Raw genomic sequence first — 12,619 nt, 5'->3', positions numbered from 1 at the left:
TACCTATGAAAAGAGATCCCATTCAGGCGAGGGTGCTGGCGACAAAGCTGATCCCAAACGTTGCGCCCGACCTCGCCGAACAGTTGTCGCTGCGGCCGGAGGAGCGGTCGCTCGCGCTGATCACGGCGGACAACGACGACGTGACCTATACCGCGCTGGATGAAGCGACCAAAAAAGCGGTCTGCCGCGTGGTATACGCCAAAAGCTGCTATGCGGGCGCGGACCACGCGAGCACGCGCCTGGCAGGCGAGATTATCGGCATCCTGGCCGCGCCCAATCCGGCGGAGGCCAAGGCCGGTCTGGACGCCTGTGTTGATATGATTGAGAACGTATGCCATTTTGTTTCCGCAAACGACGAGGGCGATATCGTCTACTATGCGCATTGTATTTCGCGCACCGGTTCGTATTTGTCCGAGGGCGCGGGCATTGCGGAGGGCGAGGCACTGGCGTACCTGATCGCGCCGCCGTTGGAGGCGGTGTACGGTCTGGACGCCGCGCTCAAAGCGGCTGACGTACACATGTGCGTGCTGTACGCTCCGCCGAGCGAGACGAACTTCGGCGGCGGCCTGCTGACAGGCAGCCAGGCCGCCTGCAAGGCAGCGTGCGAAGCATTTGCCGACGCGGTCGAGTTTGTGGCGGAGCATCCCACCGAATGCATTGCGGGGGACAGCCTGTGAACGGCGCGGCGCGCAACGGAGGTGACGGCCGGTGAGAGCGTTGGGAATGATCGAGACGCGCGGCCTGGTAGCTTCGGTAGAGGCTGCTGACGCAATGGTAAAGGCCGCCGAGGTCACGCTGGCCTGCAAGGAGCATGTCGGCGGCGGTCTGGTGACGGTCATGGTGCGCGGCGAGGTGGCCGCGGTCAAGGCTGCGGTGGATGCGGGTGCGGCGGCGGCCGAGCGGGTCGGGGAGCTGGTCGCCGTGCATGTGATCCCGCGGCCGCATGAGGAAGTGGAAACGATCCTGTCCCCGCCGCCCGCGGCGCCGGTCCGCGCCTCGCCTCGGCGCGTGCAGGAGCCCGTCCCGACACGGGTATGCGAAGGGGCGCCGGATGACGAGACGCTGGCGGGCATGTCGGTCGCCAGCCTGCGCACCGCCGCGCGGGAGCTGGGGCTGACCAGCATGACGCGGCGCGATATCCGATTTGCCAAAAAGGAGCAGCTGATCGCGGCGATTCGGGCGTTCCGCGATCAGGGCAAATGAAATTCAAGCGGAAGCATCCGCGGATAAAGGAGAGTTGAATCATGCAGCTATATGACAAGGATTTACTGTCCATGCAGGAGGTCCGTGAACTGGTCGGCGCGGCCAAAAAAGCCCAGCAGGAGCTGGCCGGCATGACCCAGGAGCAGGTGGACCGCATTGTCCGCGCCATTGCGGACGCGGGCGTGCGCAACGCGCGGCGCCTGGCGGAAATGGCCAATGAGGACACCGGCTTCGGCAAGGTCGAGGACAAGGTCATCAAAAACGTGTTCGGCAGCCGCGGCGTGTACGAATACATCAAGGATATGAAAACCGTGGGCGAGCTTGAACGCGACGAGGTCAATAAAACGCGCACCATCGCCGTGCCGGTGGGCGTGATCGCGGGTCTGATCCCCTCAACCAATCCCACGTCCACCGCGCTGTACAAGTCCGAAATCGCGATCAAGGCGGGCAACGCGATCGTGTTTTCCCCGCATCCGACCGCACTGCGCTGCATCATGGAGACGGTCAAGGTCATCCGCCAGGCGATTTCCGAGGCGGGCGGGAACGAGAACCTGGTCTCCTGTATCACGATTCCCACCATGGAGGCCACCGATAACCTTATGCGCCACCGCGACGTTGCTTTGATTTTGGCGACCGGCGGTTCGGCCATGGTGCGCGCGGCCTATTCCTCCGGCACGCCGGCGATCGGCGTGGGGCCGGGCAACGGTCCGGCCTATCTGGAAAAGACCTGCGACCTGCCGCTCGCGGTCAAGCGCATCCTGGATTCCAAGACCTTTGACTGGGGTACGATCTGCGCCTCCGAGCAGTCCATTATCTGCGACGAGGATATGGCGGCTGCGGTGCAGGCCGAAATGGAAAAGCAGGGCGCCTACTTCCTCGACGACGCGGAGCGCGCCAAGCTCGGCAAATTCATTCTCCGCGCCAACGGCACGATGAATCCGGAGATCGTCGGCCGCAGCGTGGAAACCATTGCCAAGCTGGCCGGCCTGGATCGGGTGCCGGTGTCGGCGCGCGTGCTGGTCGCCCGTGAGGACGGCGTGGGCCGCGGCCATCCGTACTCCAATGAAAAGCTCGGGCCGATCCTTGCGTTCTATACCGGAAAGGACTATCGGGACGTGTGTGAAAAGGTTTGCACGATCCTGCGCTACGAGGGCGCGGGCCATACGTTCTCCATGCATACCAAGGACGAGCAGATGGTCGATTATTTTGCAAAGCGCGTGCCGGTTTCCCGCGTGATCGTCAATACCGCGTCCGCGCTGGGCGGTATCGGCGCCTCCACGGCGCTCATGCCCGCGCTGACGCTGGGCTGCGGCGCGGTGGGCGGCTCGGCGACGAGCGAAAACGTCGGCCCCATGCAGCTGCTCAATACCCGCAAGGTGGCCTACGGTCTTCGGGAGCTGGACGATATCCGGCAGGGCGCGCCCGACTGCAGCGACGGCATCTGCCAGAGCACGGTCGGCGGGATCAGTGAGACCGATCTGGAGGCGATCGTCCGCATGGTCGTCAGCCGGATGAAAAAGGCGTAAACAGGTTCATCAACCATTCAATAAAGCTTAGGAGGAATTGATTATGGCAACGACGACACAGGCACTCGGCATGATCGAAACAAAGGGACTGGTCGCATCCGTGGAAGCGGCCGACGCAATGGTAAAGGCGGCAAACGTAACGCTGATCGGCAAGGTACATGTCGGCGGCGGCCTGGTGACCGTGATGGTGCGCGGGGACGTGGGCGCGGTCAAGGCCGCGACCGACGCGGGCGCGGCGGCAGCGGAGCGAGTGGGCGATCTGATCTCGGTACATGTGATCCCGCGGCCGCACGAAGAGGTGGAGTATATCCTGCCCTCGCTGGATAAGCAGTAAAAAGCGGAAAACGACAGAAAAGGAGTAAGGTAACATGGCAAATATGCAGGCACTCGGCATGATCGAGACAAAGGGACTGGTCGCATCCGTGGAGGCGGCCGATGCAATGGTAAAGGCGGCAAACGTAACGCTGATCGGCAAGGTACACGTTGGCGGCGGCCTGGTGACCGTGATGGTGCGCGGGGATGTGGGCGCGGTCAAGGCTGCGACCGACGCGGGCGCGGCGGCAGCGGAGCGAGTGGGCGATCTGATCTCGGTACATGTGATCCCGCGGCCGCATGAGGAAGTGGAGTACATCCTGCCGACTCTGGACAAATAAGGCGCGGCGGTACGGCAGAAGCCCATCCGCCTTGAGGAGGTGAAGCGTTTGAAATATATCACGGAGACAGCGCTGCGGCATGAGCTGCACGCGATCGAGCCGGAGAGCTATGTGGTACCCAGGGGACAGAAGCTGACGCCGGCAGCGCGCGAGTATCTTCAGACGCGCAAAATCAAGATTGTGCCGGAGGAGCGGCAGGGGAAAGCCAGCCCCTGCTCGGCAGGGGTGGTAAACGCGCTGGCGGCGCCCGCGGCTGTGCCGACGGCAGCGGCGAGGTTCGTTGACTATGAGACCGGCGCGTTTTACGCGGAAAAGCCCGAGCATATGACGCACCTCGCGGGCAACCTGCTGGTACAGAAAAGCCATCCGCGCATCCTGTTTCGGGGCAGGCTGGACGCGCTGCAGGCGTCTGTCGTGCTGGCGCAGACCGAGATCAGCGGACGCGGAGGCAGCGAAAAGCTGCTGGAGGACCTGAACGACCTGCTGCACGCGCTGCGCGAGGTGATGCGTTGCGACGTGCTCGATGAGCCGTTCACCATGGAAACGCTGATCGGACTGACACACGCCGGCCTGCGGGAGCAGTCGCACGACCCGCAGCGCTTTTTCGGCGTCAAGGCGATGACGCTGCCCGAGTATACCATGGGGCGCGATTTCGCCCTGCTCAACAGCCTGCGCGCCGCGGTGCGGGAGACCGAGGTCGCGGCGGCGCTGGCGTTTCGCGAGGGCGCGAAATGCACCAGAGAGGATCTGATCGAAGAACTAAACCGTATGTCCAGCGCGCTGCACATTATGATGTGCCGTTATCTGGCCGGACAATATGGGGCATAGCGGAAAACGGAAGGAGCGCTGGAACAAATGATGGATATGGAGCGCGTTAACGACTATATGGCCCGCGTGAGCGCGTCGGAGCATACCACCTTTCCGCCGGCTGACGGAGAAATGAAGGTGGGGCTGGACCTGGGTACGGCCTATATCGTGCTGGTCGTGCTGGACGGGGCGGATAATCCTGTGGCGTGCGAAAAGCAGGCGGCCTCGGTGCTGCGGGACGGCGTGGTGGTCGATTACCTCGGCGCGCTGCAGATCGTGTGCGAGCTGAAGCGCAGACTGGAGCAGCGGCTTGGCAGGGAGCTGGAACGGTGCGCCATCGCCATGCCGGCGGGGACGGAGTCGAGCGCGCGGACACATCAGTATGTGGCCGAGGGCGCGGGGTTTGAAGTGACCGCCGTGCTGGATGAGCCGACCGCTGCGAACGCGGTCTACCAGATCGACAACGGCGTGGTGGTGGATATCGGCGGCGGCACGACCGGCCTGGCCGTCCTGCGGGAGGGAAAGGTGGTCCGCATCGAGGATGAGCCGACCGGCGGCACGCATCTGACCCTGGTGCTGGCGGGCAACTATCATATCCCTTTCGCGGAGGCTGAGTCCATCAAGCAGGACTACGCGCGTCATAAGGAGATCTTTCCCGTGGTCAGACCCGTTGTGGAAAAAATGGCGGCGATCGTAAAACGCTATGTCGATAAAACAGAAACGGAAACACTCTACCTGTGCGGCGGCACCTGTTGCCTGACCGGAATCGAAGAGGTCTTTGCGCGGGAAACGGGCATCCGGACGGTAAAGCCTGCCGACCCGTTTCTGGTGACGCCCGCAGGGATTGCCATGAACTGTAAGTGATAAGCGGAAAGGAGGGGAGCCATGGAGCGAACAGAGCTGGTCGAGGAAATCGTGCGGCGGGTCACGGCAAGACTGCATGAGCTGGAGGGAGCGGAGCAGGCAGACCCGTCTGAGAGCAAGCAGGGCCTGCTGATCCTGACACAGGCGCACGGCACGGCCTGTCACAGCGTGCTGGAGAGCGAGGCGGTCCGCCGGAAATGGCGGGTGGACTGCGCCCTGCAGCGCGAGTATGACGTGGAGCTGGCGGATTACGATGCGGTGCTGCTCGGCGACCTGAGCTGCGGCGCGCTGGACCGGATCGCTTCCGGCGTGGGAGACTGCGCCTTTACCCGTTTGGCGGTGCAGGCCATCCTCGCGGGGAAAAAGGTCTATATCCTCGCGGAGGGGGTGGAGCTGTACCGGTATCGGGAGTCGGCACCAGCGGTGTACTATAAGATGCTGCAGCAAAAGCTGGACTTTTTGCAGGCAAGCGGCGCGGTTCTCTGCACGCAGACCGATGTCGGGCAGTTGCTGACCGAAAAGCAGCCCGCGGCGAAATTACAGGTGCCGCCTGCGGAGGCGTCCAACGCAAAGGAAAAGACGCTGGCCAAGCGGGTGCTGACCGAGCGCGACCTGATCGACGCGGAAAAGCAGGGCGTTGCCTGCATCCGCGTGGGCGCGGGCTGTATCATCACGGCGCTGGCCAAAGACCTGGCGGCGGGCAGAGGCATCACGATTATCAAGGGGCAGGACTGAAACCCGTGGCGCGGGCTGAGCCGCCGGCGCGCCAACGTATGCCCGACAGGAGGGGAACCATATGAAAATTGCCAAAGTGATCGGGAATATCTGGGCCACCCGCAAGGAGGAACGGCTGGCGGGCTATAAGCTGCTGATCGTGCAGCCGGTCAACATCCTGGACGGCTCGCCGGATCGCGCGCCCATCGTGGCCGCCGATATGATCGGCGCGGGCATGGGGGAGACGGTCATCATCGTCGGCGGAAGCTCGGCGCGCAGCGCGGCGGGCGATATGTCGGTGCCGGTGGACGCGACCGTGGTCGGCATTGTGGACGATCAGGAGTTCGACCCCGGTATTCTGGAGGAAAAGGAAGCGGTGAAACCATGAATCTGACCGAAACCATCAAGGCGGCCGGCATCGTCGGCGCGGGCGGCGCCGGATTCCCGACGCATGTCAAGCTGGACGCCAAGGCGGAGTGCCTGATCGTCAACGCGGCCGAGTGCGAGCCGCTGATCGAGACGGATAAATACCTTTGCCGCACCTGTGCGCCGCAGATCATCCAGGCGGTGCTGGCGGTCAAAGAGCATTTGGGCGCAGGCCGCGCGGTCATCGCCCTGAAAGGCAAATACGAACAGGAGATCGGCGCGCTGTCCGAGGCGATCCGCGCGACGGCCGCGCCGGTCGAGATCTTCCGGATGGGTACGTTCTATCCGGCGGGCGACGAACAGACCATGGTGCAGCAGGTGACCGGACGCTCGGTCCCCGAGCGCGGCCTGCCGCTTGATGTCGGCTGCGTGGTGGACAACGTCGGCACCATGCTCAATATTTACGACGCGCTGCAGGGACGGCCGGTGGTGGATAAATACCTGTCGGTCGTGGGCGAGGTGAAAGAGCCGGTTATGCTGCATGTACCGATCGGGACGCCGGTCATCGACTGCGTGCGCGCGGCCGAGCCGCAGCTCGCGGACTATGCGCTGATCCTCGGCGGGCCGATGATGGGCAGGCAGTTGACCGGCGCGGACGAAATACGCGGCGCGGTCGTAACCAAGACCACGGGCAACATCATTGTGCTGCCGCGTGACCACTATCTGTTCCGGCGGGCCGCGACGCCGCTGGAAACAATCCGTCACCAGGCGCGCAGCGCCTGCATCCAGTGCCGGATGTGTACCGACCTGTGTCCGCGATACCTGATCGGCCACGCCATTCGGCCGCACCTGATTATGCGCAACCTGTGGCGTGAGCAGGGGGTAACGGACGACGCGGCATACGTCCGTATTTTCGGCGAGGCAGCCAACTGCTGCGACTGCGGCGTATGCGAAATGTTCGCCTGCCCGATGCAGCTTTCGCCGCGCAAGGTCAACCAATACGTCAAGCGCTGGCTGCGGGAAAAGGGACTTCAGGTGCCGCGGGACAGCGCGCCGCAGGCGCGAGCCGAGGTCGATCAGCGCCATACGCCGACCGACCGCCTGGTCAGCCGGCTGGGGCTGTCGGCGTATTACGGTCTGCACGCGCACGACTGCCGGACTCTTACGCCGGATGAGGTATTCCTGCCGTTCTCCCAGCATATCGGCAAGCCGGCGCATCCGGTCAAGCAGGCCGGCGACACAGTCGAGCGGGGCGAAGTGCTGGCGCAGGCGGCGGAAGGCCTGTCCGCACAGATTCACGCCAGTATTTCGGGCGTGGTGACGGAAATTACAGAAAGAGGCGCCCGCATCCGCGGACGGAAGGAGTGAGCACTATGGGAATTTCCAGCAGGATGGCCATCGGCATGGTGGAACTGAACAGCATTGCGCGGGGCATCGAAACCTGTGACTATATGGTAAAGGCGGCGACCGTGGAGCTGCTCCGCTCCTCCACGGTGTGTCCGGGCAAATACCTGATCCTGATCGCGGGCGAAACAGGGGACGTGAAAGCCTCCATGACGGAGGGAATCAAGCGGGGCGGCGAGTGCGTGGTGGACACGCTGACCATCCCCAACATCCACGCGGATGTGATTCAGGCCATCAGCATGACCACGCAGATTGAAAGGCCGGGCGCGGTCGGCGTTTTGGAGTATTATTCGGTAGCGTCCGCCATCATTGGCGCGGATATCGCGGCCAAGGCGGCGGATGTGCAGCTGATCGAGGTGCGCATCGGCTATGCGATCGGCGGCAAGGGCTATGTGACGCTGACCGGCGATGTCGGCGCGGTGCGCGCCGCAGTGGCCGCCGCCAGGGAGCAGGCCGAGCTGCTGGTCGGCACAAGCATTATCCCGCGCCCATCGCCCAAGGTGTTTGAGGCTCTGATGTGACCTGGCAGCGGAAAGGGGAGGATGACGATGAAAGTAAACGAGGAGCTGATTCGCAGCCTTGTGGAAAAGGTGCTGGCCGAGACAAGCTGGCAAAAGCCGGCGCAGAGCGAAAGCGGCGGGTGCGGCTTTGAGAAAACGGTAGATCCCAGCGGCGTGCTCAGCGTGCGCGTGCCGACCGTGCGCCTTGAGCCGTTTGAGGGGCGCGATGACGTGCGCCTGAAAGACGTGGCGACGCTCGAGGAGGCGCCGCGCATCGGCTGCGGCATCATGGAGCTGCGCGACGGCGCGGATTTTGAATGGACGCTCACTTACGACGAATGGGACGTTGTACTGGAGGGGCGGCTGGAGATCCGCATAGACGGCCGCACCGTAGGCGGCGACGCAGGGGATGTGCTGTATATCCCGCGCGGTAGCCATATCCACTTTACAACGCCGCAGTATGCGAAATTTGCCTATACAGTATTTCCGGCGGATTGGTGAGACAGGGGCGCTGTTATGTTTACTAAGCTGATCGAAAAACTGAAAAAGAATTATACCACGCTGGTGTTCACCGAGGGGGCGGACCCGCGTATCCTGGAGGCTGCCTCCCGCCTCAAGCGGGAGGACATTCTGCAGCCCTTGCTGATCGGGGACGTACAGGAGGTGCGGCAGGCCGCGCGGGCAGGCGGCTTCGACATTGCGGATATCCGCATCGTCGATCCGCTGCACTACCGCCGTATGGACGAGCTGGTGGATAAAATGGTAGAGCTGCGGAAGGGCAAGCTGTCGCCTGAGGAATGCCGCGGGCTGCTGCAAAAGGGAAATTATTTCGGCACCATGCTGGTAAAGCTCGGCGTGGCAGACTGCCTGCTCGGCGGTGCGACCTATTCCACGGCGGATACGGTGCGTCCGGCGCTGCAGCTGATCCGTACCAAGCCGGGACACCGGATCGTCGGCTCGTGCTTTATCCTGACCCGCGGGAGCGGAAGCAGCGCGGAACTGCTGGCGATGGGGGACTGTGCAATCAATATCAAGCCGGATGAGGATGAACTGGCCGAGATCGCAGTCGAAACCGCCGAATGCGCGAAGCTGTTCGGCATTGACCCACAGGTGGCGTTCCTGTCCTATTCGACCAAGGGGTCGGGAAAAGGCGAGGATGTAGACAAGATGCGCCGCGCGGCCCAAACGGCGAAGCAGGCGCGTCCCGACCTGATGATCGAGGGAGAGCTGCAGTTTGATGCGGCGGTATCGCCCGAGGTCGCGCAGACCAAGTGCAAGGGCCTGCCGGTGGCGGGACATGCCAACACCTTTATCTTTCCGGATATCAACGCCGGCAATATCGGCTACAAGATCGCGCAGCGCCTGGGCGGCTTTGAGGCCTATGGGCCGATCCTGCTGGGCTTAAACGCGCCGATCAACGACCTGTCCCGCGGCTGCAACGCGGAGGAAGTCTATTATATGGCGATCATCACGGCGGGACTGCGGTGAGGCCTTGACGGGAATACAAAAAAGAGGGGCGGACGCCCCCCTTTTCCTTTTCGCGCGGCTGCAACGCGGATACCGCCGGCCGTATCCTCCCGCAACGCTGCCTTCCAGCAGGGTCGCCATAAACCAGTCCAGATTGAGAACGAACATTTCGCGCATGCGCGCGTCCTTTTTGCTGTCCGAGGGCAGCTTTTCTGCGCGGCGGCAGGTGGAAAGATAGTGCTCGCGGACGAACGCCGACCCGTCCCGCACCACGTCCGGTGCGAGCAGGCCGAGCCGCAGCCCGACCGATCGGGACCACGGGAACGTGTCCTCGAACAGGATCTCCTCGCGGTGGTACCAGGGATAGCCGCCGAACAGCTCGTCGGCGCACTCTCCGGAAAGGCATACGGTCGTGCCGCCTTTTTTCACCTCCGCACAGAATAGCAGCAGCGAGGAATCCACGTCCGCCATGCCGGGCAGATCGCGGGCGTCGGTCGCGGGCAGAAGCGCGGCGCACAGCGCCTCCGGTTCAATGACAACGTTATGGTGCGCAGTATGAAGCGTATCCGCCATCATTTTAATATACGCGTTGTCGCTGTTTGGTTGGAAGCTGCTTTTTGTAAAATACTTGTCGTTGTCGCGGTAATCGACCGACCAGGTGTGCAGGGTTTCGCCGCGCGCGGCGTAGTCCCTGGCGGCCAGCATGGACAGGATGGAGGAATCTAGCCCGCCGGACAGGAAGCAGGCCAGCGGCACGTCGGACACGAGCTGGCGCTGCGCCGCGTCGCAGATCAGCTCCCGCGTGCGCTCGATTGTGGCCTCCAAGTCGTCCGGATGCTCATGCGCCTCCAGCTTCCAGTATGCGGCGTCCGTATAATGCTCGGGGGTAAGGATGGCATAGTGGCCGGGCAGTAGGGAGTCGATCTGCCGGAACACGCCGGAAGCGGGCGGCCGCGCCGGACCGAGCAGCAGCAGGGAGCGCAGGCCGTCCTCGTCGATCACAGGTTCGACCTCCGGATGGCACAGCACCGTACCGATGGTCGAGCCGAACACCAGCCCGCCGCCCGTATGCGCGAGAAACAGGGGCTTGACGCCCAGCCGGTCGCGGCAAAGGGTCAGGCGGCGCTCGGCTTTCTGCCAGATGGCGAAAGCAAAAATCCCGTTGAGCCGCGGGAATGCATCCGTACCCCATTCCAGAAAGGCGTGCAGCACAACCTCGGTATCCGAATGCCCGGCAAACCGATGGCCGCGCAGGATAAGCTCGTGCCGGATATCCTCGGTATTATATAACTCTCCGTTATAAATCAGGACAGTATTCCCGTCGGACGATGTCATGGGCTGCTGGCCACCGTCCGGATCGATAACGATCAGGCGGCGGTGGACGAGCATCGCGTCCAGATCGCAGAACTGCCCCTCCGCGTCCGGCCCGCGCGGCGCGAGCGTGCGTTTCATGCGCTCCGCGACCGGCCCATAGCCGCGTGTATCATGTTCGTAATCGACAAAGCCTCCGATTCCACACATAGGCTTTTCCTCCTTAAAATTTTGGTCTTCCATCCTTTTTATGCCGGTATGCGTCCGGATATGCGCCCAGACGCACGATAGATGATTACAAAACGGAGACTGAAACGGCAAATTAACGAGGGGTAAAAAATCCAATCTGCACAAAAATGCGGGGCGAAATTCTCAGGCAAAAGTCTGTTAAATCCTTGACATATTGCGGCCAAACAGTATAATAGAAGTAGACATGCTCCAAAGTTGGGTGTCGGTGGATGCGGCGCTTGATACCTATGGTGTCCGGCGCTGTGTTTTTCTGTTCACCTGCGAATTTTTTTTGGGAGGTATATGGCATGGATTTTAGGCTTACAAAAGAAGAAGCACTGTTCCAGAAGATGTGCCGCGAGTTCGCGATTAACGAAGTTGAGCCGATCGCCGCGGAGATCGACGAGCAGGAGCGCTATCCGGAAGAGACTGTCCAGAAGCTGATGAAGTACGGCCTGATGGGCATTCAGTTCCCCAAGGAAGTCGGCGGTTCCGGCGGCAACTACGTTTGCTATTCGATCGCGATCGAAGAGATCAGCCGCGTCTGCGGTACGACCGGCGCGATCATTTCTGCGCACGGCACGCTGGGCGCCTGGCCGATTTACGCGTTCGGCACGCCGGAGCAGAAGGAGAAATGGCTCCGCCCGCTGATCGAGCCCAAGGAAGGCGCGAAGGTTGGCGCGTTCGGTTTGACCGAGCCTAATGCCGGTACCGATTCCGCAGCACAGCAGACCATCGCTGAGAAGCAGGAAGACGGTTCCTACATCCTCAATGGTACCAAGGTGTTCATCACCGGCGGCGGCCGCGCGGATACTTATGTCGTTTTCGCCATGACCGACAAAGCAAAGGGCAACAAGGGCATTTCCGCCTTTATCGTAGATAAAGATGACCCGGGCTTCTCGATCGGCAAGATCGAGCACAAGATGGGCATTCGCGGCTCGCAGACCGCAGAGCTGATCTTTGAAGACGTACACCTGCCGGCGGACCGTCTGCTGGGCAAGGAAAACGGCGGCTTCAAGATCGCGATGATGACGCTGGACGGCGGCCGTATCGGTATCGCTTCTCAGGCGCTCGGCATCGCGCAGGGCGCGCTGGACAAGGCGATCCAGTACATGAAAGAGCGCGTACAGTTCGGCAAGACGCTGGATAAGTTCCAGGGCCTGCAGTGGATGGTAGCCGACATGTACACCCAGATCGACGCTGCCCGCCTGCTCGTCCGCCGCGCGGCGTTCAACCACGATGTTGGCCTGCCGTTCACCAAGGAAGCCGCTATGGCCAAGCTGTACGCTTCCGAGGTCGCTATGGACGTTACCACCAAGTGCGTGCAGATTTACGGCGGTTACGGCTACATCCGTGAGTACCCGATGGAGCGCATGATGCGCGACGCCAAGATCACCGAGATCTACGAGGGTACTTCTCAGGTTCAGAGAATGGTCATCGCTGGTCAGGTACTGCGCTAAGAAAAGGAGGAGAACAGAACTATGAAAGCAATCGTATGTGTAAAGCAGGTTCCGGATACCTCCGGCAAGGTAGCGGTGAATCCGGACGGGACGCTGAACCGAGCGTCGATGGAAAC

Annotated in this window: 14 protein-coding genes and 2 pseudogenes; 15 read left to right on the top strand and 1 reads right to left on the bottom strand. The window is 62.3% G+C overall.

The features are described 5' to 3' along the window. Positions 1–5 precede the first annotated feature (5 nt). The 13 genes and pseudogenes from eutL (at position 6) to pta (ending at position 9,525) form a co-directional block, all read left to right on the top strand. Positions 6–677: an ethanolamine utilization microcompartment protein EutL gene (gene eutL / locus H8S45_RS12445; RefSeq protein ID WP_054327937.1), complete on the top strand. Its 672-nt coding sequence runs from the start codon at positions 6–8 to the stop codon at positions 675–677. 46 nt (positions 678–723) lie between these two features. Then, positions 724–966, top strand: a pseudogene (locus tag H8S45_RS16900) (BMC domain-containing protein); the annotation flags it as partial. 278 nt (positions 967–1,244) lie between these two features. Continuing rightward, entirely contained in the window at positions 1,245–2,729 is a 1,485-nt protein-coding gene (locus H8S45_RS12435; RefSeq protein ID WP_082397306.1) for an acetaldehyde dehydrogenase (acetylating), read from the top strand. Between the two features lie 43 nt (positions 2,730–2,772). Continuing rightward, positions 2,773–3,063 carry a BMC domain-containing protein gene (locus tag H8S45_RS12430; RefSeq protein WP_054327935.1) on the top strand — a complete coding sequence of 97 codons (291 nt, stop codon included), beginning with the start codon at positions 2,773–2,775 and terminating at the stop codon, positions 3,061–3,063. Positions 3,064–3,097: 34 nt separating this feature from the next. Further along, a complete protein-coding gene (locus tag H8S45_RS12425; RefSeq protein WP_054327934.1) occupies positions 3,098–3,382 on the top strand; it encodes a BMC domain-containing protein in 285 nt (94 codons plus the stop codon). A gap of 39 nt (positions 3,383–3,421) precedes the next feature. Next, complete coding sequence (locus H8S45_RS12420; protein WP_242977853.1) at positions 3,422–4,210, top strand: ATP-binding protein; 789 nt, start codon at positions 3,422–3,424, stop codon at positions 4,208–4,210. 27 nt (positions 4,211–4,237) lie between these two features. Further along, positions 4,238–5,053 carry an ethanolamine utilization protein EutJ gene (gene eutJ, locus H8S45_RS12415; RefSeq protein ID WP_147574463.1) on the top strand — a complete coding sequence of 272 codons (816 nt, stop codon included), beginning with the start codon at positions 4,238–4,240 and terminating at the stop codon, positions 5,051–5,053. Positions 5,054–5,074: 21 nt separating this feature from the next. Further along, positions 5,075–5,788 carry a hypothetical protein gene (locus H8S45_RS12410; RefSeq protein ID WP_054327932.1) on the top strand — a complete coding sequence of 238 codons (714 nt, stop codon included), beginning with the start codon at positions 5,075–5,077 and terminating at the stop codon, positions 5,786–5,788. 61 nt (positions 5,789–5,849) lie between these two features. Continuing rightward, entirely contained in the window at positions 5,850–6,155 is a 306-nt protein-coding gene (locus H8S45_RS12405; protein WP_054327931.1) for a EutN/CcmL family microcompartment protein, read from the top strand. Beyond that, on the top strand, positions 6,152–7,501 hold the full coding sequence (locus H8S45_RS12400) for a 4Fe-4S dicluster domain-containing protein (RefSeq protein ID WP_054327930.1): 1,350 nt from the start codon (positions 6,152–6,154) through the stop codon (positions 7,499–7,501). Before H8S45_RS12405 ends, H8S45_RS12400 begins: the two co-directional genes overlap by 4 nt. A gap of 5 nt (positions 7,502–7,506) precedes the next feature. Continuing rightward, positions 7,507–8,058 (top strand): BMC domain-containing protein, encoded by a 552-nt coding sequence (locus H8S45_RS12395; protein WP_054327929.1) that lies wholly within the window; start codon positions 7,507–7,509, stop codon positions 8,056–8,058. A gap of 27 nt (positions 8,059–8,085) precedes the next feature. Further along, positions 8,086–8,538, top strand: coding sequence for a cupin domain-containing protein (locus tag H8S45_RS12390; RefSeq protein ID WP_054327928.1), 453 nt, complete (start codon positions 8,086–8,088; stop codon positions 8,536–8,538). Between the two features lie 15 nt (positions 8,539–8,553). Continuing rightward, positions 8,554–9,525, top strand: coding sequence for a phosphate acetyltransferase (gene pta / locus H8S45_RS12385; protein ID WP_054327927.1), 972 nt, complete (start codon positions 8,554–8,556; stop codon positions 9,523–9,525). Here pta and asnB read toward each other — a convergent pair. Continuing rightward, positions 9,439–11,025 carry an asparagine synthase (glutamine-hydrolyzing) gene (gene asnB, locus H8S45_RS12380; protein WP_147574464.1) on the bottom strand — a complete coding sequence of 529 codons (1,587 nt, stop codon included), beginning with the start codon at positions 11,023–11,025 and terminating at the stop codon, positions 9,439–9,441. The two genes, pta and asnB, sit on opposite strands and share 87 nt — an antisense overlap. Before the next feature lie 326 nt (positions 11,026–11,351). Here asnB and H8S45_RS12375 point away from each other — a divergent pair, with 326 nt between their 5' ends. Then, a complete protein-coding gene (locus H8S45_RS12375) occupies positions 11,352–12,503 on the top strand; it encodes an acyl-CoA dehydrogenase (protein ID WP_147574465.1) in 1,152 nt (383 codons plus the stop codon). A gap of 21 nt (positions 12,504–12,524) precedes the next feature. Beyond that, positions 12,525–12,619 (top strand): annotated as a pseudogene (locus H8S45_RS16380) (electron transfer flavoprotein subunit beta); the annotation flags it as partial.

The organism is Agathobaculum faecis (assembly GCF_014287995.1).
GTDB classification, from domain to species: domain Bacteria; phylum Bacillota; class Clostridia; order Oscillospirales; family Butyricicoccaceae; genus Agathobaculum; species Agathobaculum ammoniilyticum.
The sequence above is the reverse complement of the archived record's forward strand: the minus strand, read 5'-3'. Positions and strand labels throughout refer to the sequence as shown.

Excerpts from the sequence above, each read along its gene's own strand:
- H8S45_RS12435 (WP_082397306.1), top strand. The coding sequence starts at position 1,245 with ATGCAGCTATATGACAAGGATTTACTGTCCATGCAGGAGGTCCGTGAA.
- H8S45_RS12410 (WP_054327932.1), top strand. The coding sequence starts at position 5,075 with ATGGAGCGAACAGAGCTGGTCGAGGAAATCGTGCGGCGGGTCACGGCA.
- eutL (WP_054327937.1), top strand. The coding sequence starts at position 6 with ATGAAAAGAGATCCCATTCAGGCGAGGGTGCTGGCGACAAAGCTGATC.
- H8S45_RS12390 (WP_054327928.1), top strand. The coding sequence starts at position 8,086 with ATGAAAGTAAACGAGGAGCTGATTCGCAGCCTTGTGGAAAAGGTGCTG.
- H8S45_RS12395 (WP_054327929.1), top strand. The coding sequence starts at position 7,507 with ATGGGAATTTCCAGCAGGATGGCCATCGGCATGGTGGAACTGAACAGC.
- pta (WP_054327927.1), top strand. The coding sequence starts at position 8,554 with ATGTTTACTAAGCTGATCGAAAAACTGAAAAAGAATTATACCACGCTG.
- asnB (WP_147574464.1), bottom strand. The coding sequence starts at position 11,025 with ATGTGTGGAATCGGAGGCTTTGTCGATTACGAACATGATACACGCGGC.
- H8S45_RS12430 (WP_054327935.1), top strand. The coding sequence starts at position 2,773 with ATGGCAACGACGACACAGGCACTCGGCATGATCGAAACAAAGGGACTG.
- H8S45_RS12405 (WP_054327931.1), top strand. The coding sequence starts at position 5,850 with ATGAAAATTGCCAAAGTGATCGGGAATATCTGGGCCACCCGCAAGGAG.
- H8S45_RS12425 (WP_054327934.1), top strand. The coding sequence starts at position 3,098 with ATGGCAAATATGCAGGCACTCGGCATGATCGAGACAAAGGGACTGGTC.
- H8S45_RS12375 (WP_147574465.1), top strand. The coding sequence starts at position 11,352 with ATGGATTTTAGGCTTACAAAAGAAGAAGCACTGTTCCAGAAGATGTGC.
- eutJ (WP_147574463.1), top strand. The coding sequence starts at position 4,238 with ATGATGGATATGGAGCGCGTTAACGACTATATGGCCCGCGTGAGCGCG.
- H8S45_RS12400 (WP_054327930.1), top strand. The coding sequence starts at position 6,152 with ATGAATCTGACCGAAACCATCAAGGCGGCCGGCATCGTCGGCGCGGGC.